Source organism: Streptomyces flaveolus, from assembly GCF_044765825.1.
GTDB classification, from domain to species: domain Bacteria; phylum Actinomycetota; class Actinomycetes; order Streptomycetales; family Streptomycetaceae; genus Streptomyces; species Streptomyces flaveolus.
Genome location: NZ_JBIWKU010000004.1, coordinates 404,917 through 424,820 on the forward strand (window position 1 = coordinate 404,917; position 19,904 = coordinate 424,820).

The window sequence follows — 19,904 nt, forward strand, 5'->3', positions numbered from 1 at the left end:
GTTGAGAAGACAGTTGAGGAGACAACCAACACCGCTTGCACCAAGCCGTGCTCGGAGCCTTGCTGGGGCAACCTCCATACTGTAGACAATATTTCGTCGACACAGGGCCACCCGGCACCTTCCGGCCCGCAGTTCCTCGGTATCCCTCGACCGAACGGAGCTCCCCCGTCATGAAAGTCGCAGTCCTCGGCGCCGGGGCGATCGGTGCCTACGTCGGCGCCGCGCTCCACCGTGCGGGCGCCGACGTCCACCTCATCGCCCGTGGACCGCATCTGGCGGCCATGAGGCAGTACGGAGTACGGGTGCGCAGCCCGCGCGGCGACTTCACCGCGCATCCGCGTGCCACCGACGACCCGGCCGAAGTGGGCCCGGTCGACTATGTCTTCCTGGGTCTGAAGGCCAACTCGTACGCGGCGTGCGGGCCGCTGATCGAGCCGCTGCTGCACGACACCACGGCCGTCGTGGCCGCGCAGAACGGCATTCCCTGGTGGTACTTCCACCGGCACGGCGGCCCGTACGACGGGCGCCGCCTCGAGAGCGTGGACCCGGGCGGCGCGGTCAGTGCGGTGCTCGCACCCGAACGGGCCGTCGGCTGCGTCGTCTACGCGGCCACCGAACTCGAACAGCCGGGCGTCGTCCGGCACGTGGAAGGCACCCGCTTCTCGATCGGGGAGCCCGGCCGCGGTGTCTCGGAGCGCTGCCTGGCGCTCAGCGAGGCGATGCGGTCGGGCGGCCTGAAGTGCCCGGTCGAGCCGGACCTGCGGGCCGACATCTGGCTGAAGCTGCTGGGCAACATCTCCTTCAACCCGATCAGCGCGCTGGCCCGCGCCACCATGCGGCAGATGTGCCTGCACGGCGGCACCCGGCAGGTCATCGAGACCATGATGACCGAGACGCTCGCGGTCGCCGCGGCCCTCGGCTGCGAGGTCGGCGTCTCCATCGAACGCCGGCTCGCGGGCGCCGAGAAGGTCGGCGACCACCGCACCTCCACGCTCCAGGACCTGGAGCGCGGCAAGCCGCTGGAACTCGACGTCCTGCTCGCGGCCGTCGTCGAACTGGCGGAGATCACCGGCGTCGAGGTGCCCACCCTGCGCACCGTGCACGCCCTGTCGGACCTGCTCGCGCTGAGGAGTGCCGCATGAGGAAAGCCGACCGCAAGGGGCGCGACCGCGGCCCGAGGACCTACACCCGCCTCACCCACCCGCTGGTGCGGGACTCCCGCGACCAGCCCTTCCGCCGGGCGACCTGGGACGAGGCCCTGGACCGGGCCGCCCGGGGCCTGGCGGCGGCGCGCGGCGCGTTCGGGATGTTCTCCTGCGCCCGGGCGACCAACGAGATGAACTACGTGGCGCAGAAGTTCGCCCGGGTCGTCATGGGCACCCACAACGTCGACTCCTGCAACCGCACCTGCCACGCGCCGAGCGTCGCGGGTCTGTCGGCCGCCTTCGGCTCCGGCGGCGGGACGTCGTCGTACGAGGAGATCGAGCACACGGACGTCATCGTGATGTGGGGTTCCAACGCCCGCTTCGCGCACCCGATCTTCTTCCAGCACGTGCTGAAGGGCATCAGGAACGGCGCCCGCATGTACGCGGTCGACCCGCGGCGGACGAGCACCGCGGAGTGGGCGGAGAGCTGGCTCGGCCCCAACGTCGGCACCGACATCCCGCTGGCGCACGCGGTGGGCCGCGAGATCATCCACGCCGGTCTGGTCAACGAGGCGTTCGTCGCACGGGCGACCACCGGGTACGAGGAGTACCAGGCCCTCGTCGAGCCGTGGACGCTGTCCCTCGCCGAGAAGGTGACGGGCGTACCGGCCGCCGCCATCCGCGAATTGGCCCATGCCTACGCCCGCGCCGAGCGCGCCCAGCTGTGCTGGACGCTCGGCATCACCGAGCACCACAACGGCACCGACAACGTCCGTGCGCTGATCAATCTGTCCCTGCTGACCGGCCACGTCGGCCGTTACGGTTCCGGGCTGCAGCCCCTGCGCGGCCAGAACAACGTGCAGGGCGGCGGCGACATGGGCGCGATCCCCAACCGGCTGCCGGGCTTCCAGGACATCCTCGACGCGGACGTACGGCTCAAGTTCGAGTCGGCGTGGGACACGGTCATCCAGCCGCACTACGGCATGACCCTGACGGAGATGTTCGAGGCGATGGAGGACGGCACGCTGAAGGCCGTCTACTGCATCGGCGAGAACCCCGCGCAGTCGGAGGCGGACAGCGAGCAGGCGGTGCGCCGGCTGGGCGCGCTGGACTTCCTCGTCGTCCAGGACATCTTCCTGACGAAGACCGCCGAGCTCGCCGACGTGGTCCTCCCGGCGACCGCCGGCTGGGCGGAGACGGAGGGCACCACCACCAACAGCGAGCGGCGCGTGCAGCGCGTCCGCAGGGCCGTCACCCCGCCCGGCGAGGCCCGCGAGGACATCGACATCCTGTGCGACCTGGCGGCGCGGCTCGGCCACGACTGGAAGTACCCGGACGCCGAGGCGGTCTGGAACGAGCTGCGGTCCCTCTCCCCGGACCACCACGGGATGACGTACGCGCGCCTGGCGCAGCACCAGGGCATCCAGTGGCCGTGCCCGAGCGCCGAGGAACTGGAACCGCCCTACCTGCACGGCAGGTTGTGGGACCCCGACCCGGCCCGGCGGGGCCCCCTCGCGCCCTTCGGCATCGTCCGGCACGACCCGCCCGTGGACCTCACCGACGAGGAGTACCCGATCCGGCTGACCACGGGCCGGCGGCTCGACTCCTACAACACCGGTGTGCAGACCGAGAGTTACGCGTCACCGCTGCGGCGCGGCGAGGCCGTCGAGCTGTGCCCGGAGGACGCGGAGCGCTATGGAGTGGCGGTAGGCGAGGAGGTGCGGGTGACCTCACGGCGCGGCTCACTGATCGCGCCGGTCTGGGTCGACACCGCACTGCGTCCCGGGCTCGCCTTCATGAGCTTCCACTTTCCCGACGAGGTGGACACCAACCAACTGACCATCGAGGCCAACTGCCCGATCGCGGGGACGGCGGAGTTCAAGGCCTCGGCGATCCGGATCGAGAAGGTGAGCACCAGTGGACCTGCACTTCGGTGACAGCAAGCCCACCGACGAGGAACGGGCGGCCGTCGACGCCCTGCTCGGCCCGCCCGAGTCCGCCTGGGAGGGCGCCGACCGCACCGACGCGGACCTCCGGTGGGCCCGCGGCGGACGCGAGGCCCGCGACCGGCGCGACCTGCTGCTGCCGGGGCTGCACGCGCTCAACGACCGCGTCGGCTGGATCAGCGAGGGCGCCCTGGACTACCTGTGCCGGCGCCTGACGGTACCGCCGGCCGAGGCGTACGGCGTCGCCACCTTCTACGCGATGTTCTCCGTCCGCCCCCGCCCGGCGACGGTGCTCCACCTCTGCACCGACCTGGCGTGCACGGCGGCGGGGGCGACCGAGTTGTGCGCGGACGTGGAGGCACGGCTGGGACCGGAGAGCGGGGTGAAGGTCGAACGCAGCCCCTGCCTGGGGTTGTGCGAGCGGGCCCCGGCGGCGTTGGTGATACGCGCGGGCCGTCCAGCCCCCTCGGCGCCGGAGGGCTTGTCCGCCCGTCCGGCGTTCGAGGACGAGGCCGTTCAGGCCGACAGCCGGGGTCCGGGGGCGGCAGCCCACGGGGACGGGAAAGGGAAGGGGCCGCGGGGACGAAACACCCTCCACGCGACGGCGGTCTGCGCCCCCGCGACCCCGGACGCGGCAGTCCGAGCGGCCGGCCACCCCGAATCGGCCCCCGCCGAACCCACCCCCGCAACGGCGGTACCCCAGACCGGCACCCCCACCCTCACCCTTCTCACCCGCATCGGCACCGTCGACCCCACCTCCCTCGACGACTACCGCGCCCACGGCGGCTACACCGCCCTGCGCCGCGCCTTCGCCCTCGGCCCGGCCGGCGTCATCCGCGAGGTCACCGACTCGGGCCTGCTCGGCCGCGGCGGCGCCGCCTTCCCCACCGGCCGCAAGTGGCAGGCCGCGGCTGCCCAGCCCGACCACCCCCACTACCTCGTCTGCAACGCCGACGAGTCCGAGCCGGGCACCTTCAAGGACCGCGTCCTCATGGAGGGCGACCCGTACGCGCTCGTCGAGGCCATGACGATCGCCGGGTACGCCACCGGCGCGCACAAGGGGTACCTCTACCTCCGCGGCGAGTACCCCCGCGCCCTGTCCCGCCTCACTCACGCGATCGCGCAGGCCCGTGCCCGCGGACTGCTCGGCGACGACGTCCTCGGGCAGGGCTACTCCTTCGACATCGAGATCCGGCGCGGCGCGGGCGCCTACATCTGCGGCGAGGAGACGGCCCTGTTCAACTCCATCGAGGGCTACCGGGGCGAACCGCGCTCCAAGCCGCCGTTCCCGGTGGAGAAGGGCCTGTTCGGCAAGCCCACGGTGGAGAACAACGTCGAGACCCTGGTCAACGTGCTGCCGATCCTCACCCTGGGCGCCCCGGCGTACGCGGCGATCGGCACGGCGGCGTCCACCGGGCCGAAGCTGTTCTGCGTGTCGGGCAGCGTGGACCGCCCCGGCGTCTATGAACTGCCGTTCGGCGCGACCCTGGGTGAGCTGCTCACCCTCGCCGGAGTGCGCGACGGTCTGCGGGCGGTGCTGCTCGGCGGGGCCGCGGGCGGCTTCGTACGCCCCGACGAACTGGATGTCCCGCTCACCTTCGAGGGGACGCGCGAGGCGGGCACGACCCTCGGCTCGGGCGTCGTCATGGCCTTCGACGACACGGTGCCGCTCCCCCGCCTGCTGCTGCGCATCGCCGAGTTCTTCCGCGACGAGTCGTGCGGCCAGTGCGTGCCGTGCCGGGTCGGGACCGTGCGGCAGGAGGAGGCGCTGCGGCGGATCGTGGACCGCACGGGTGCCGGCGCCGCCGGGGACATCGCCCTGCTGCGGGACGTCGGCCGCGCGATGCGGGACGCCTCGATCTGCGGTCTGGGGCAGACCGCGTGGAACGCCGTCGAATCCGCCATCGACCGTCTGGGGGCCTACAAGTGACCGCGATACCGCTGGGTGTGCCGCGCCGGCTGGTGGAGTTCACCGTCGACGGACAGGAGGCGCGGGTGCCGGAGGGCTCCACCGTCCTCGACGCCTGCCGGGCCGCCGGGAAGGAGGTGCCCACCCTGTGCGAGGGCGACACGCTCACCCCGAAGAACGCCTGCCGGGTGTGTGTGGTGGAGGTGGAGGGCTCCCGGACCCTCGTTCCGGCCTGCTCGCGCGAGGCGGTGCCGGGCATGCTGGTCAGGACGGACACCGAACGGGTCCGGCACAGCCGCAGGCTGGTCCTCGAACTGCTCGCGTCCTCCGTCGACCTGTCCACCACCCCCCGGGTGGCCGACTGGATCAAGGAGTACGAGGCGAAGCCGGACCGTTTCGGCCCGGACGCGGCCCGCGTCGACGAACAGCCGAGGGTGGACAACGAGCTGTACGTGCGCGACTACGCCAAATGCATCCTCTGCTACAAGTGCGTGGACGCCTGCGGCGACCAGTGGCAGAACAGTTTCGCCATCTCCGTCTCGGGCCGGGGCTTCGACGCCCGCATCTCGGTCGAGCACGACGCGCCGCTGACCGACTCGGCCTGCGTCTACTGCGGCAACTGCATCGAGGTGTGCCCCACCGGGGCGCTCTCCTTCAAGTCGGAGTTCGACATGCGGGCGGCGGGTACCTGGGACGAGGCACGGCAGACGGAGACGACCACGGTGTGCGCATACTGCGGTGTGGGCTGCAATCTGACTCTGCACGTGCAGGACAATGAGATCGTCAAGGTCACCTCGCCGCACGACAACCCGGTGACCCACGGCAACCTGTGCATCAAGGGCCGCTTCGGCTACCAGCACGTACAGAACCGGGACTGACCGGTACGAGGGGCACGGACATGGGACGAGTCACGGAACGACGCAAGGTGATCCGCATACGGGACGGGGCGGTCTCCACCCGCCCGGACACGCTCGTGGCCGAGGAACCGCTGGAGATCCGGCTGAACGGCAAACCCCTCGCGATCACCATGCGCACACCGGGCGACGACTTCGCGCTGGCGGCCGGGTTCCTGGTCAGCGAGGGCGTGCTGGCCGAGCGGGACGACCTCCAGAACATCGTGTACTGCGCGGGCGCCACGGTCGACGGCTCCAACACCTACAACGTGGTCGACGTGAAGACGGCCCCGGACGTGCCGGTCCCGGACATCACGCTGGAGCGCAACGTCTACACGACCTCGTCCTGCGGCCTGTGCGGCAAGGCCAGTCTGGACGCGGTGCGCACCACGGCCCGCTGGCCGATCGCCGACACTCCCCCGGTCCGCGTCACCCCGGAGCTGCTGGCCGGTCTGCCCGACCGGCTGCGCGCCGCCCAGCGGGTCTTCGACCGCACCGGCGGCCTGCACGCGGCGGCCCTGTTCACCGAGGACGGTGAGCTGGTGGACGTACGGGAGGACGTGGGCCGGCACAACGCGGTCGACAAGCTGGTCGGCCGCGCCCTGCAGAACGGGGACCTGCCGCTGTCCCGGTCCGTGCTGCTGGTGTCGGGCCGGGCCTCCTTCGAGCTGGCGCAGAAGGCCGTGATGGCGGGCATCCCGGTGCTCGCGGCGGTGTCGGCGCCGTCCTCGCTGGCGGTGGACCTGGCCGCCGAGACCGGGCTGACGCTGGTGGGCTTCCTGCGCGGCACCTCCATGAACGTGTACGCGGGCGAGGACCGCGTCGCCCTGCGGGCCGCGGCCGCCCAGGGCTGACCCACCTCTCCGCGGCACGGCGGCGGGGCCCCGAACGGCGGGGAGCGCCCCCTGCGCCGCAGGGGCCCCGCCTCATCCGGCCCACCACCTCGTCCGGCCGCCGCCGCCCCGCCCCCACTCGGGTACAGGCGGTCAGCCGTCGGCGTCCATGCCGGCGACCCGCCGGACCATGTCCAGCAACCGGGTCCGCTCCTGCGCGGTGAGCGGCGCGAGCAGCTCGTCGTTGGCCGCGCGGGCCGCCTTCTCGCACCGCGCGAGCACCCGGCCGCCCTCCTCGGTGAGGGACACCGCGTTCTTGCGGCGGTCGTCCGGGTCCGGGGCGCGGACGACGAGCCGTGCCGCCTGCAGATCGTTGAGGACGCCGACCAGGTCCTTCGGGTCGAGCCCGATGCCGCGGCCGAGGTCGGCCTGGGCGACGGGAGCGAGGTCGCGGACGGCCGAGAGCACCACGTGGTGCCACATCTTCAGACCCTCCGCGGCCAGCGCCTCGGCCACCAGGGCCCGGCCACGGGCGGCGGCCCTGCCCAGCTGCCAGCTCGGCAGGGAACGGATCTCGGGAAGCGGTGCGTCGGCCATGGGGCCAGCTTATTCAGCGTGGCTCGGGAGCCCGGCGCCCGTGATGGCGTCCGTCACATCGCCTGTCCCCACGACCTCGCACTCTGGTAGGTGTGGCTGGGTCAGTACGTCCTCTCGTGGAAGCTCCCTCATGCCTGCCGGTCCCGCCCCGCACCTTCACCCCTTCGTCCTCGACCTCTCCCTGGAGGAGACCCGACGGCGTGCGGAGGTGGTGGCGGCACTCGGCCCCGACTGGGACCCGGGGGCCGCGCTGCGGTCCGAGCAGGAGGCCCACGCCCTGCTCTACTCCGGACTGGACGCCGAGCAGCGGCGGACACACGCGATGCTCGTGGCCGCCGGTGTGCTGCCGGAAGGGGACACGGGCGATGCGGCTGCCCATTGATCCGCAGGCGGACCGGGCCCGCCGGGCCTGGGTCCCCTGTCCCGGCTGCGACGACGCACGCGACTGCGTCACGTGCGCCGCACAGCGGAATTGCGCGGCCCACTGGCGCTACCTCATAGCGAACGAGGGCCCGCGGGTCCACCTCCAGTGCCCTGGCTGCACCCACACCTGGACCCTCGACACGCGGCCCGGCAGACGCGGCCGGGCGGGCTGACGCGCCGCCCCCCGCCCGACGGGGCGTTGCGGCAGTCAGCAGATCCGCGGCAGTTGCTCCCCGAGCGGCATGTCCACCACACGCGTGCCACCGAGACCGGTGCGGGCGACGACCATGCCGGGGTGGTCGGCGACGACCTCACCGATGATCACCGCCTCGGCCCCCAGGGGGTGGGCACGCATGGCGGCGAGGACCGCGTCGGCGTGCTCCCGGGGGGCGAAGGCGACGAGCTTGCCCTCGTTGGCCACGTACATCGGGTCCAGGCCCAGCATGGCGCAGGCGCCGGCCACGGGAGGCGGCACGGGTACGTCGCGCTCACGCACGACGATCCCGGTCCCCGAAGCCGTGGCGATCTCGTTGAGCGAGGCGGCCAGACCGCCGCGGGTGGGGTCGCGCAGCGCGTGCAGGTCCGGGCAGACGGACAGCATCGCCTCGACGAGCCCGCCCAGCGCCGCGCAGTCGCTCACGACGTCGGCCTCGAACCGCAGGTTCTCGCGCTCACTCATGATGGCCACGCCATGGACGCCGATGGCGCCGTTGACCAGGACCACGTCGCCGGGGACGACCCGCCCGGGACGCAGGTCGACACCGGCCGGCACCAGGCCGATGCCCGAGGTGTTGACGTAGACGCCGTCGCCGTGACCGGCCTCCACCACTTTGGTGTCACCGGTGACCACCCGCACTCCCGCGGCACGGGCGGCGGCCCCCAGCGCTGCGGACACCCGGGCCACGGTGTCGATCTCGACGCCCTCCTCCAGGATCAGGCCGCAGGAGAGGTAGGCCGCGCGGGCTCCGCTCATCGCGAGGTCGTTGACCGTGCCGTTGACGGCGAGGTCGCCGATGCTGCCGCCGGGGAAGAACAGCGGCCGGACCACGAAGGAGTCCGTCGAGAAGGCGAGCCGCGCCCCGCCGAGCTCGACCACGGCGGAGTCGTTGAGCGGTGCCGGCGCAGGGCCGTCGACCGCGGGCAGGACGATCTGTTCGATGAGCTCGGCGGACAGGGTGCCGCCGCCGCCGTGACCCATCACCACGCGCGGACCGTCGCGCAGGGGAGCCGGGCAGGTCCAGGACAACATGTCCGGTACTGCGGTGGTGTCAGACAACGGAGCTGTCCTCCAGACTCACGGTGGCCGCGGCGGCGGCCGGTCGCGTCGGCCCCGCCGCCGGGCGGGCCGGCAGATCCAGCCGGCGGTACAGGTAGTACGCGGCGCACGCGCCCTCGCTGGAGACCATGGTGGCTCCCAGCGGTGTGCGCGGGGTGCACGAGGTTCCGAAGGCCTCGCACTCGTGCGGCTTGAGCAGTCCCTGCAAAACCTCACCGCTGCGGCATTCGGCGGGCTCGCGCGTGGCGATGTCGCCGACGTCGAAGCGGTACTCGGCATCGTGGTCCCGGTAGCGGGCGGACAGGCGCCAGCCACTGGCCGGGATGGTCCCGATGCCGCGCCAGGCGCGGTCGGTGACCTCGAAGACGTCGTCCAGCATCGCCCGCGCGGCCGGGTTGCCCTCGGGCCGGACGGCACGCGGATAGGCGTTGTCGACCGTGTGCTCGCCCCGTTCCAGTTGCCGCACGGTCCGCCGTACGCCCTCCAGGATGTCCAGTGGCTCGAACCCCGTCACCACGATGGGCACCTTGAATCGCTCGGCGAGCGCCGGGTACTCCTCGGTCCCCATGACGCTGCACACGTGTCCGGCGGCCAGGAAGCCCTGGACCCGGCAGTCCGGCGACTGCATGACTGCCTCGATCGCCGGCGGCACCCGCACGTGGGAGACGAGCAGACTGAAGTTGCGGATACCGCGTCTGCGGGCCTGGTGGACGGTCATCGCGTTGGGCGGGGCGGTGGTCTCGAAGCCGATGCCGAAGAAGACGACCTCGCGGTCGGGGTTCTCCTCGGCGATGCGCAACGCGTCGAGTGGGGAGTAGACCACGCGGACGTCGCCGCCCGCCCCCCGGACCTGGAACAGGTCGCGGCCCGTGCCCGGAACCCGGAGCATGTCGCCGAACGAGCAGAAGATCACGCCGGGCCGGGAGGCGATCTCCAGTGCCTTGTCGATGACCTCCAACGGGGTCACACACACCGGGCAGCCGGGACCGTGGATCAACTCCACTTCTTCAGGGAGGAGCTGGTCGATCCCGTGTCGGATGATGGTGTGGGTCTGACCGCCGCACACCTCCATGAGCGCCCACGGCCGGGTCACCGTGGCCCTGATGTCGTCGAGCAGCCGCGCCGCCAGCTCCGGGTCCTGGAACTCGTCGATGTACTTCACCGCCGCACCTCCCCGGCGAGGTCCTCGCCGTCGTCGGCCCGCGCCGCCTGCTCCCACGGGTCACCGAACTCCTCCTGGAGCATGCCGAGGTTCTCGAACAGCTCCAGCGTCCTGCGGGCCGACTCCTCGTCGAGCCGCTGGAGGGCGAAGCCGACGTGGACGATGGCGTACTCGCCGACCTGCAGATCGGGCAGGTACTCCAGGCACACCTCCTTGACCACACCGCCGAAGTCGACGGTGGCCATGCGGGTGCCGTCCCGTTCCTCGACGCCCAGCACTCTGCCGGGTACCGCCAGGCACATGTGTGTCTCCTCACTTGTCGAGCGGCGGAGCCCGCTCCGGTCATCCGCTCCGGGCTCCCGCACGGGCGGCCACGACGAGCTGGCCGAGGGCCAGTCCGCCGTCATTGGGCGGGATGTCGCGATGGCGCAGCACGGTGAACCCGTCCGCCCGCAGACCGCGGGCACAGGCCTCCGACAGCAGCGTGTTGGCGAACACGCCGCCGCTCAGGGCCACCGTCCGCAAGCCGGTCGCCTCGCGGGCCGCGCCGCACACCGATCGCACCAACCGGGCGACGGCGTGATGGAACCGGACCGCGATCAGGGCCGCGGCGGTCCCCTCGCGGACGTCCGACGCGACGGCGGCCAGCAGGGGCGCGGCGTCGGCGATCAGGGGAGCGCCATGGGGCCGATGATCCGTCAGGCCGAAGGCGTAGCGCGGGTCGTCGTCCACACCGTCACCCGCGGACACCGCTGCCGCCTCCAGCTCGATCGCCGCCTGCGCCTCGTATCCCGCGTGGTGGCAGACACCCGCCAAGGAGGAGACGGCGTCGAAGAGCCGGCCCATGCTGGACGTGGGGACGCAGTTCAGACCGCTCTCCAGCTGCCGTTCCAGCACGGTGAGTTCGGCCGGCGGGCAGGCGGCGGTACAGGGCAGGCCGGGGTCGTGGCCGAGACCTGCCGCGTGCAGGTGCGCCAGCGCCATGCGGTACGGCCGCCGCACCGCCGCGTCGCCCCCGGGCAGCGGCACGTAAGCCAGGTGCGCGAACCGGTGGTATCCGTCGTAGTCCGCGAGCAGGAACTCACCGCCCCAGACCGCACCGTCGTCCCCGTGCCCGGTGCCGTCGAAGGCGACCCCGATCACCCTGGTGCCCTCCGGCATGCCTCGTTCGGCCATGACCGAGGCGATGTGCGCGTGGTGGTGCTGCACTCGCAGCACGGTGCGGCCCCCGGCGTGCCGCCGCGCCCAGGCGGCCGACCGGTAGCCCGGGTGGGTGTCGGTCACCAGCAGCGAGGGGTGCACGCCGGTGACGGTTTCCAGCCGGCGTTCGGCGCGGCCGAAGGTCCGTTGGGTGGCGAGGTCGTCCATGTCCCCGATGTGGGCGGACAGCCAGGCCCGGTCGCCCTGCGCGAGGGCGAAGACGTTCTTCAGGTCGCCGCCGACCGCCAGTGACGGGGACACCGGCACGGGCAGGGTGACCGGCAGCGGGGCGTGGCCGCGGGAACGGCGCAGCATCAGCGGCTCGCCGTCGCAGACGCGGACCACGGAGTCGTCGCACGGCACGTGGATCGGGCGGTCGTGCGTGAGCCAGGCGTCGGCCAGGCCGGCCAAGCGCTCCAGGGCTTCCTCGTCGTCCGTGACGATGGGTTCACCGGAGCGGTTTCCGCTCGTCATGACCAGCAGCCGGGGAGCGTCCGCCTCGCGGTCCGGACCGTCCGTCCCGAACAGCAGATGGTGGACGGGCGTGTACGGCAGCATGACGCCGAGGTCGGGACTGCCCGGCGCGACGGCGCGTGCGGGCACGGGGAAGCCGGGGGCGGGCCCGGCGTCGGTGCGCCGGCGCATCAGAACGACGGGCCGCACCCGTCCGGTGAGCAGCTCCCGTTCGAGAGGCCCGACGTGGACGAGATGTTCGATGTCCCTGACGTCCCGGGCCATCACCGCGAAGGGCTTGTCGCCGCGGGCCTTGCGGCGGCGCAGCTCGGCGACCGGCTCGGCACGCGTGGCGTCGCAGGCCAGGTGGTATCCGCCGAGGCCCTTGACGGCGAGGACGGCGCCCGCGGCGAGCAGCGAGCGGGCGGCGGCCACGGGGTCCGTGCCGCCCGGGCCGGTGGCGCCGGGCCCGGACGCCGTGACGAGACGCAGGCGGGGTCCGCACGCGGGGCAGGCGACGGGCTGGGCGTGGAAGCGCCGGTCGGCCGGGTCGTGGTACTCACGGGCACAGTCCGGGCACAGGGGGAAGCCCGCCATCGTGGTGTGGGCGCGGTCGTAGGGCAGGCCGGTGACGATGGTGAAGCGGGGGCCGCAGTGCGTGCAGGTGATGAAGGGGTGGCGGTGCCGCCGGTCCGCGGGGTCCGCGAGCTCGGCCAGGCAGTCGTGGCAGGTCGCGGTGTCGGGTGCCACGAGCGTGCGGACCTGGTCGCCGGCCCGGGAGGGGGCGATACGGAAGCCGCTGCCGCCGGTGGCCGGGACCTCGGACGTCTCCACCGATTCCACGATCGCGAGAGGCGGGGCGCCGGGCGCCAGGCGGGCGCAGAACAGGTCGACGGCCCTCGCCGGTCCCTCGACCTCCGCCACGACGCCGTCGCCGGTGTTGGTCACGTGTCCGGCGAGACCCAGCTCGGTGGCGAGTCCGTACACGAACGGGCGGAAGCCCACGCCCTGCACCACGCCCCGGACGACGACACGGGCGCGACGAGCGGACCGTGGTGGCGCGCCGGCGTCCGGAGCGGTGCTCATGCGTGCGCCCTGGCCATCACCGGCGCGTGCACGGCGTGTCCCCCGGCCGCCGCGAGCGCCCGGTCGACGAGGACACCGGCGCCCTCCCCGGTACGGACGGAGGTGAGGACGGTCTCCACGCCCGGGTTGACCCGCTGCACGTGGGCACGGAAGGCCGCCTCGTCGAACTCGGCCGGTGCGGCCAGGTCGGACTTGGTCACGATCACGAGCTGGGCCAGGCCGAACGCGGTGGGGTACTTGAGCGGCTTGTCCTCGCCCTCGGTGACGGAGGCGAGGACGACCCGCAGCGACTCGCCCAGGTCGTAGGAGGCCGGGCAGACGAGGTTGCCCACGTTCTCCACGAAGAGCAGGCGGGTGTCTTCGGGCAGCCAGTCGTGCAGGTGCCCGGCGAGCATGTCCGCCTCCAGGTGGCACAGCCCGTCCGTCAGCACCTGCTTGACGGGCACTCCCGAGCGGGCCAGGCGGGTGGCGTCGTTCTCGGTGGCCAGGTCCGCCGTGAGGGCCGCGGCGGCGATGTCCCTCTCCCGGGCCAGCCGCAGCTCGCGTTCCAACAGGGCCGTCTTGCCGCTGCCCGGACTGGACAGGAGGTTGATCAACGTCGTGCCGCGGGCGGTCAGTTCGGCGCGCAGGACGCCCGCCGCCATCGTGTTCTTGGCCAGTACGGCCTGCCGGAGGTCGACTGTGCGGCACATCGTCAGTTCTCCTCGTGGTGGGTGGCGACAGCGCTGCCGGGCTCCGGGGAGTCCCTGCGCCAGGCAACTTCGGTGATGGTCAGTTCGCGTCCTGCCAGCAGCTCGGTGGCGGCTCCGCGGCAGTCGGCGCACACCAGGTCGGGGGGCATCCCCGTCTCCCAGGTCCGTCCGCACGGCTCGCAGGACGCCCGGCCGGGAATCGTCCGGGTCAGGAGCTCGCAGCCCTCCAGGACCGTGCCGGCACAGGCGAGTCCGAAGCAGAACCCGAGCGCGTCGGGGACCACTCCGGCCAGTTCGCCGATGTCGATGCGCACGTGACGCACGCCGTGCGCGCCCCGGGACGTCGCCGCCCGCTCGACCTGGTCCACGACCGCCAGAGCGACGGACATCTCGTGCATCGCCACTCCGTCCTGGCCAGAATGTGTCTCGCGGCTCATTAGAGGAGGCCCCGGGGCGCCGGAGCGCCCGGCACGCCGGGCCAGGCGGGGCGCATAGCCCGTTCGGTGCATGCCTGACGGCGCCGGGGCGTCACATCCTGCGGATGCGCAGGTACCGCCGGATGTCGGGCCAGAAGGCGGCGACGAACGCCGTCAGGGCCGTGGTGGTCACGACGGCGGCGGCACCGCCGATGAGCTGCTTGTTCATGGGGTCTCCGTTGAGGGTGAATTCGAGGCTGTACGGGCTCCTGCTGCGCCGTCAGACGACGGCCGCGTCACGGACCAGCTCCCCCACCATGCGCACCGCGTCGGGCACCGCGGCGGCCACGGGCGGGCTGAGGCCGATGCACTCCTCGACGGTGCCGGGTTCGCAGCCCACCACCAGGATGCGCCGCGGGGGCCGCGCGCCGGTCCCCGCGCACAGGGTCCCCAGCAGCGCCAGCACGGCGTCCGGCGTCATCCGGTGCCCGTCCAGAGCGGCACCGGCAGGTCCCGGCCCGGTGCCTGGTCCCGGCGCCTCGATCAGGTAGAGCGTTCCCGGCGGTCCGCCCCGCGCCGTCGCGTCCAGCAGGATCAGCGTGTCGTACCCGTCGAGGAGCCGGTAGGCCAGGTGGACGCCGCGGATGCCGATGTCGGCGACCTCGACGCCCTCGGGCAGGTCCTGCCCGGCCAGGATCCGGGCGGCCTCGACGCCGAAGCCGTCGTCGCCGAGGAAGACGTTGCCCACCCCGGCGACCAGGGTGCGCGGGGGAAAGGGTGCCGCTGCGGCGGTCACGGGGCCTCCTCGGCGTCGGCGACGTCGACCTCGTCGGGCTGGAAATAGAGGTAACGGCCCTGCTCACGGCGGATGTCGGCGCCCGGGTCGTCCTCGACGGTGACCGCGATGTGCACGCCGCCGTCCACATCGTGCAGCACCGCCTCGACCAGGGCGCGTCGGCCGTCGAGGAACAGGTCCTGGGCGTCGGTGTGCCGCAGCCGGGGCCTGAGCACGACGCGGCTGCCCGCCCGCACCGGCCGTCCGCCGATCAGGACGTGGTCGTGGGCGGGGTCCACGGAGGCGTCCGCGCCCGGGTCCCACCACGGGGTGTCCGGCCGCTGAACGCCGCCCGATGCCCCGGGCTCAGTGACGCCGCGCAGACTGCGTACCGCGCCGTGCAGGCGTTCCAGCACCTCCGCCGGCATGGAGTCGGCGAGGTCGATCACCGCGGCGGCCCGGTCGTCCGTGCCCCGCGCCTCGCGCTTCTCCTCGTCGGTGAGGGCCGCCGTGCGCAGCGCGAGGATCTCGTCGATCTCCGTGGCGTCGTACAGCGCCCCGGGGCTCTCGGGGGCGATGGACGGATGGTCCTCCAGGATGATGGGCGAGGAGAGCACCAGGTCCCCGGCGCCCGGTTCACCGGCCAGCACGGGCCAGGTGTGCACGTTGCGGCATCCGGCCACCGCGCCCTCCGCCCACTCCGGCGGGTCGGTGACCGACAGGAACCGTCCGGCGTCCAGACACAGCAGTGTGTGTGCCGCGACCAGGGAGCGGGACAGGGCGGCGTCGCGGCCGTCACCGGCGGCGGGCGCCCACTCGCTGGTGTTCTCCACGACCGCACTCAGCCGTTGCGCGGTGTACGGGCCGTCCAGGTCGCTCGCCGACAGTCGCAGCAGACCTCTGATCGCCTCGCGGCGGCGCACGAGCCGGCCGACGACCCGGCCGGCGTCGTCCGTGACCGGCTCGGTCTCCTCGGCCGCCGGCCGGGTGAAGGGCACGGTCGTGCCCGCGCCGGCCAGCTCGTCGACGGCGACGGTGAGCCGGACCTGCTCCTCGTGACCCTCGTCCCAGGGGACCAGCACCCTGTCGCCCAGGCGCAGTTCGGGCACGGTCTCGAAGCCGCCGTCCGGCAGCGCCCGCTGGACCGTGCGCCGGCAGGAGTGCAGGAAACGCAGTTCGACGGCGAGGGTCGCGCCCCGCCGTGGTTCCATCAGGAGCTCGGTGCGCTGGACGTCGTGCTCCTCGGCGACCGCGGTCCAGGACGGGGGCACGAGCACCCCGAACTGCCAGCGCAGCCTGTTCTTGGCGGCCGAGGCCCGGTACGGGTAGAGCACGTACCCCTCGAACAGCACCGCGTCGGCCACGTGGCGGGCGACGGCCAGCCGGGCCTCGGTCGCCGGGGTGAAGGCCGTCGTCCCGGTCGGCGTCGTCTGCTTCGTCTGTGTCGTCACGGTGTTCTCTCCCCGGCCGCTCGCAGCAGCTCCTCGACGGTCGCCTGCCACGAGGGCAGCGCCTGACGGGACCGGTGCGCGAGCAGCGCGTCCATGGTGTCGTTGGGCAGGCGCAACCAGCCCGAGCCCGGGAAGTGCTGCTCGACCATCTCCCGCCAGGTCTTCACCGGCATCCGGAACGTGGCCTCCCTGTCCCAGGGAACCGGTTCGACGTGGAAGCCGCCCGCGCCGGTGAAGGCGGTGCCGGAGAACAGCATGAGCAGCGGCACCTCCCCCTCCTGCAGCGCGTGGAAGTACCGGGAGGACGCGATGTCCATGTCGTAGGTGCAGGGCACCACCACGTCGGTCTCCACCTCGTCGGTGAAGCCCTGGACCATCACCGGGACCTGCGCGAACTGCACGGGGTTGAGGCTGCTGCCCCAGCGGGAGCGCTCGCCGAACAGGTCGGTCAGGGCCCGGGCCTCGCCGTCGCCGTAACCTCGGCGGGCGGGTTCGATGCGGATCTGGCAGCGCAGCGCGAGCGCGTGCACCCGGGTGCCGGGGGTGGCGGTGACACGCAGCCGGAAGACGAGGGTGGGGCCGGCCGCGTACGGGTCGGCGCGCACCCCGGTGCAGGTGAAGGCGAATTCGGTCACGGCCGGCTCCCCCGGGTGTCGCGGGACCGGTCCCGGACGTGCGCGAAGAAGGCGTCGAGGTCGGCGCGCGCCTGAGCGCCCCCGTCGAAGCCCTGCCAGCGCAGTCGCATGCGGCCCACCAGTTCGTAGCAGATGTCGATCGGCACCAGGTGGCACTCGACGCGGCCTTCGTGGCGGCGCAGCAGGAGCGCCTCCACATCGGATCGGAGGAGTCCGGCCAGCGAGGAGGCCGCCAGGACCGACTGCCATGCCTCCGGTTCCAGTTCGCTCTCGGTCGCGCCGGCCGGGCTCGGGTAGAGCGCGACCAGCCGGTCGAGCGTGGAGTTGTGGAAGAAGAACGCGACGCCGACGGGGATGCGCAGCCGTTCCCAGGCCTGCTCGTCGAGGCGGTGTGCGGGGTCGCTCAGATACCGTCCGGGAACGGTGCGGAAGCGGCCCGTCGGCCCGCCCGAGCGGTCCAGCAACTGGGCGCAGGGTTCGCAGGAGCAGGCCAGCGCCCGCTTCTCGGTGTCCACGAGATGCCGGTGCCGTTCGTCGGCCAGCGGTCCCGAGCACAGGTCGCAGCGCTCGTCGCGGGGGCCCCGGGGCGCGGTGAAGCGTGCCAGGCCCCGGGGCGCGGGGCGGTGTCCGACCAGTTCCGGTCCGGGCGGATGCGTGTTCACGGCGCCGTGGTGGCCGACGGGCCACCGCTCGTGCCGGCCGTGTCCGCGGGGCCCGACCCGATCTGGAGCAGGACGGGTTCCCGTACCGCCGCCTCCTCCAGGACCACGGCCGTGACCTCCGGGGCGAAACAGGCGAGCGCGTCCCGTGCCGTCCGTTCGGCGGCCTCCGGGCTGCCGCCGCAACCGCAGCCCGCGGTTCCGGCCCGGCGCAGCCGCAGCTCGCCCGTCGCCGGGTCGAAGCCGGCGCTCTCCAGGGGCTGCGGCAGGCCCTTGAGGGCCCGGGCGATGCGGGTGGGCGCGTCGTCGGGGTGCAGCCCGTGGAGGACCAGCAGGCTCGCCACGAGTTCGTCCCCGAGGAGGGCGTCCAGGGCGTCCCCCGCCGGCGCTCCGCGGTCGCGGCCGAACAGGTCCACGGCACGGGCCAGCCCGGCCCCGTAGAACTCCATGAGGACACGGACCAGTTCGTCGGCGGCCTCGCACGCCGTGCGGTCGCCGGAGGCGGCGAGCCGGTCCAGGATCTCCTCGACCCGCCGTCCCGCCGTCTCCGCGTCGGGCCCGCCGCTCATCCGGCCAGGCCGCTCAGTCCGGTGGGCACGTGCATGGACTTCACCGTCCTGCCGTCGCCGACGTACATGTGGACACCGCAGGGCAGGCAGGGGTCGAAGCTGCGTACGGCGCGCATGATGTCGATGCCCTTGAAGTTCTCCGGGGTGTTCTCCTCGAAGATCGGGGTGTTCTGCACCGCGTCCTCGTACGGGCCGGGGGTGCCGTAGGTGTCGCGGGTGGACGCGTTCCACGGGGTCGGTGGGTACGGGTGGTAGTTGGCGATCTTGCCGTCCCGGATGACCATGTGGTGGGAGAGCACGCCGCGCACCGCCTCGGTGAAGCCGACGCCGATGGACTCCTCGGGCACCTCGAACTTCTCCCAGGTCTGAGTGCGTCCGGCACGGACCTCGGCGAGACCCATTTCGGCGCAGTGCAGGGCGACGGCGGCCGCATAGGCCTGGAAGTAGGTCCGGGCGCGGTTGCGCTCCAGGGCGTTGCTCCACTTAGGGATCTTCCACTCGAAGGTGGTCTCCGGCTTGGTGAGTGTGCGGGGCAGGTTGATGACGACGCTGTGCCCGGTGGCCTTGACGTAGCCGATGTCGACGAGCCCGGACAGGGCGGTGGACCACAGCCGGGCGATGGGGCCGCCGCCGGTGTCCAGCGCCAGGTGGTCCTTGCCGTCGAACCAGCGCGGAGACATGACCCAGCTGTACTTGTCGTCGAAGTTCCGCTTCTGCGGTGCCGGGATGGTGTGCTGGTTCCACGGGTGGCGCGGGTCGACCGGGTTGCCGAGCGGGTCGTGCGTGACGAACTGCTCCTGGCCCTCCCAGTCCTCGTAGTACGAGCTGCCGAGCAGGATGCGGATGCCGAGGTTGATCTCGGTGAGGTCGTTGGTGACGAGCTTGCCGTCCACGATCACGCCCGGGGTGACGAACATGCGCCGTCCCCAGTCCGACATGTTGGCGTACGTGAAGTCGCAGTACTCGGGGTCGTTGAGCGCGCCCCAGCAGCCGAGCAGCACCCGTCGGCGGCCGACCTCCTCGTAGCCGGGCAGTGCCTCGTAGAAGAAGTCGAAGAGGTCGTCGTGGAGCGGCACGACCCGTTTCATGAACTCGACGTAGCGCATGAGCCGGGACATGTAGTCGGTGAAGAGCTGGACCGAGCCGATGGTGCCGACGCCACCCGGGTAGAGCGTGGAGGGGTGCACATGGCGGCCCTCCATCAGGCAGAACATCTCCCGGGTGTAGCGGCTGACCTGGAGCGCCTCGCGGTAGAACTCGCCCTCCAGCGGATTGAGCGAGCGCATGATGTCGGCGATGGTGCGGTAGCCGTGCTCCGCGGCGTGCGGCGCCTCGGTGCGTTCGGCGAGTTCGAGCACGCCGGGGTTGGTCTCGCGGACCATCTTCTCGCAGTAGTCGACCCCGACCAGGTTCTCCTGGAAGATGTTGTGGTCGAACATGTACTCGGCGGACTCGCCGAGGTTGATGATCCACTCGCCCAGGTGCGGCGGCTTCACGCCGTACGCCATGTTCTGCGTGTACACCGAGCAGGTGGCGTGGTTGTCGCCGCAGATGCCGCAGATGCGGCTGGTGATGAAGTGCGCGTCACGCGGGTCCTTGCCGCGCATGAAGACGCTGTAACCGCGGAAGACGGACGAGGTGCTGTAGCACTCGGCGACCTTCTTCTGTTTGAAATCGATCTTCGTGTGGATGCCGAGGCTGCCCACGATCCGGGTGATCGGGTCCCACGCCATCTCCACCAGGCCGGTGCCGTCACCGGTCGTCGTCGAGGTCGCCATTGTGTC

General features: G+C 72.5%; 21 protein-coding genes. 7 read left to right on the plus strand and 14 right to left on the minus strand.

Going from position 1 to position 19,904, the window contains the following annotated elements:
- The first annotated feature begins 170 nt into the window (after nt 1–170).
- The 5 genes from ACIRG6_RS14965 to fdhD are packed head-to-tail and all read left to right on the plus strand — an operon-like array spanning nt 171 to nt 6,747.
- Nucleotides 171–1,142, plus strand: a complete 972-nt coding sequence (locus ACIRG6_RS14965) for a 2-dehydropantoate 2-reductase (RefSeq protein WP_350715003.1) — start codon at nt 171–173, stop codon at nt 1,140–1,142.
- Nucleotides 1,139–3,082, plus strand: a complete 1,944-nt coding sequence (locus ACIRG6_RS14970; RefSeq protein WP_403322854.1) for a molybdopterin oxidoreductase family protein — start codon at nt 1,139–1,141, stop codon at nt 3,080–3,082. The genes ACIRG6_RS14965 and ACIRG6_RS14970 overlap by 4 nt, the downstream gene beginning before the upstream one ends.
- Entirely contained in the window at nt 3,063–5,021 is a 1,959-nt protein-coding gene (locus ACIRG6_RS14975; RefSeq protein WP_364677042.1) for an NAD(P)H-dependent oxidoreductase subunit E, read from the plus strand. Before ACIRG6_RS14970 ends, ACIRG6_RS14975 begins: the two co-directional genes overlap by 20 nt.
- Nucleotides 5,018–5,878 carry a 2Fe-2S iron-sulfur cluster-binding protein gene (locus ACIRG6_RS14980; protein WP_403322856.1) on the plus strand — a complete coding sequence of 287 codons (861 nt, stop codon included), beginning with the start codon at nt 5,018–5,020 and terminating at the stop codon, nt 5,876–5,878. Before ACIRG6_RS14975 ends, ACIRG6_RS14980 begins: the two co-directional genes overlap by 4 nt.
- 20 nt (nt 5,879–5,898) lie before the next feature.
- On the plus strand, nt 5,899–6,747 hold the full coding sequence (gene fdhD, locus ACIRG6_RS14985) for a formate dehydrogenase accessory sulfurtransferase FdhD (protein ID WP_351140285.1): 849 nt from the start codon (nt 5,899–5,901) through the stop codon (nt 6,745–6,747).
- A 132-nt stretch (nt 6,748–6,879) separates the two neighbouring features.
- Here the strand turns inward: fdhD and ACIRG6_RS14990 are convergent, their stop codons facing one another.
- The gene (locus ACIRG6_RS14990; RefSeq protein ID WP_364677036.1) at nt 6,880–7,323 is read right to left on the minus strand and encodes a MarR family winged helix-turn-helix transcriptional regulator; all 444 of its coding nucleotides are present in this window, start codon (nt 7,321–7,323) and stop codon (nt 6,880–6,882) included.
- Between the two features lie 130 nt (nt 7,324–7,453).
- Between ACIRG6_RS14990 and ACIRG6_RS14995 the strand changes: the two genes are divergently transcribed.
- Both ACIRG6_RS14995 and ACIRG6_RS15000 read left to right on the plus strand, forming a co-directional pair.
- Nucleotides 7,454–7,705 carry a DUF6400 family protein gene (locus ACIRG6_RS14995; RefSeq protein ID WP_318215260.1) on the plus strand — a complete coding sequence of 84 codons (252 nt, stop codon included), beginning with the start codon at nt 7,454–7,456 and terminating at the stop codon, nt 7,703–7,705.
- Entirely contained in the window at nt 7,689–7,919 is a 231-nt protein-coding gene (locus ACIRG6_RS15000; RefSeq protein ID WP_318215259.1) for a hypothetical protein, read from the plus strand. Before ACIRG6_RS14995 ends, ACIRG6_RS15000 begins: the two co-directional genes overlap by 17 nt.
- A 35-nt stretch (nt 7,920–7,954) precedes the next feature.
- Here ACIRG6_RS15000 and hypE read toward each other — a convergent pair whose 3' ends face one another.
- The 13 genes from hypE to ACIRG6_RS15065 all read right to left on the minus strand — a co-directional run bounded on the left by hypE (nt 7,955) and on the right by ACIRG6_RS15065 (nt 19,898).
- Nucleotides 7,955–9,022, minus strand: coding sequence for a hydrogenase expression/formation protein HypE (gene hypE, locus ACIRG6_RS15005; RefSeq protein WP_318215258.1), 1,068 nt, complete (start codon nt 9,020–9,022; stop codon nt 7,955–7,957).
- Complete coding sequence (gene hypD / locus ACIRG6_RS15010) at nt 9,015–10,184, minus strand: hydrogenase formation protein HypD (protein WP_364677033.1); 1,170 nt, start codon at nt 10,182–10,184, stop codon at nt 9,015–9,017. The genes hypE and hypD overlap by 8 nt, the downstream gene beginning before the upstream one ends.
- Nucleotides 10,181–10,486 (minus strand): HypC/HybG/HupF family hydrogenase formation chaperone, encoded by a 306-nt coding sequence (locus tag ACIRG6_RS15015; protein ID WP_239764443.1) that lies wholly within the window; start codon nt 10,484–10,486, stop codon nt 10,181–10,183. The genes hypD and ACIRG6_RS15015 overlap by 4 nt, the downstream gene beginning before the upstream one ends.
- 40 nt (nt 10,487–10,526) lie before the next feature.
- A complete protein-coding gene (hypF, locus tag ACIRG6_RS15020) occupies nt 10,527–12,923 on the minus strand; it encodes a carbamoyltransferase HypF (RefSeq protein ID WP_403322860.1) in 2,397 nt (798 codons plus the stop codon).
- The gene (gene hypB / locus ACIRG6_RS15025) at nt 12,920–13,615 is read right to left on the minus strand and encodes a hydrogenase nickel incorporation protein HypB (RefSeq protein WP_364677030.1); all 696 of its coding nucleotides are present in this window, start codon (nt 13,613–13,615) and stop codon (nt 12,920–12,922) included. Before hypB ends, hypF begins: the two co-directional genes overlap by 4 nt.
- Before the next feature lie 2 nt (nt 13,616–13,617).
- The gene (locus ACIRG6_RS15030; RefSeq protein ID WP_403322863.1) at nt 13,618–14,013 is read right to left on the minus strand and encodes a hydrogenase maturation nickel metallochaperone HypA/HybF; all 396 of its coding nucleotides are present in this window, start codon (nt 14,011–14,013) and stop codon (nt 13,618–13,620) included.
- Between the two features lie 130 nt (nt 14,014–14,143).
- Nucleotides 14,144–14,260 (minus strand): DUF6893 family small protein, encoded by a 117-nt coding sequence (locus tag ACIRG6_RS15035; RefSeq protein ID WP_403322865.1) that lies wholly within the window; start codon nt 14,258–14,260, stop codon nt 14,144–14,146.
- Between the two features lie 51 nt (nt 14,261–14,311).
- Nucleotides 14,312–14,827: a hydrogenase maturation protease gene (locus ACIRG6_RS15040; RefSeq protein ID WP_364677027.1), complete on the minus strand. Its 516-nt coding sequence runs from the start codon at nt 14,825–14,827 to the stop codon at nt 14,312–14,314.
- A complete protein-coding gene (locus ACIRG6_RS15045) occupies nt 14,824–16,257 on the minus strand; it encodes a hypothetical protein (protein ID WP_403322869.1) in 1,434 nt (477 codons plus the stop codon). Before ACIRG6_RS15045 ends, ACIRG6_RS15040 begins: the two co-directional genes overlap by 4 nt.
- The gene (locus ACIRG6_RS15050) at nt 16,254–16,892 is read right to left on the minus strand and encodes a DUF6084 family protein (RefSeq protein WP_318215251.1); all 639 of its coding nucleotides are present in this window, start codon (nt 16,890–16,892) and stop codon (nt 16,254–16,256) included. Before ACIRG6_RS15050 ends, ACIRG6_RS15045 begins: the two co-directional genes overlap by 4 nt.
- Nucleotides 16,889–17,554: a DUF5947 family protein gene (locus ACIRG6_RS15055; RefSeq protein ID WP_403322871.1), complete on the minus strand. Its 666-nt coding sequence runs from the start codon at nt 17,552–17,554 to the stop codon at nt 16,889–16,891. Before ACIRG6_RS15055 ends, ACIRG6_RS15050 begins: the two co-directional genes overlap by 4 nt.
- Nucleotides 17,551–18,120, minus strand: coding sequence for a hypothetical protein (locus ACIRG6_RS15060; protein WP_364677023.1), 570 nt, complete (start codon nt 18,118–18,120; stop codon nt 17,551–17,553). Before ACIRG6_RS15060 ends, ACIRG6_RS15055 begins: the two co-directional genes overlap by 4 nt.
- On the minus strand, nt 18,117–19,898 hold the full coding sequence (locus tag ACIRG6_RS15065; protein WP_318215248.1) for a nickel-dependent hydrogenase large subunit: 1,782 nt from the start codon (nt 19,896–19,898) through the stop codon (nt 18,117–18,119). Before ACIRG6_RS15065 ends, ACIRG6_RS15060 begins: the two co-directional genes overlap by 4 nt.
- Between the last annotated feature and the right edge of the window lie 6 nt (nt 19,899–19,904).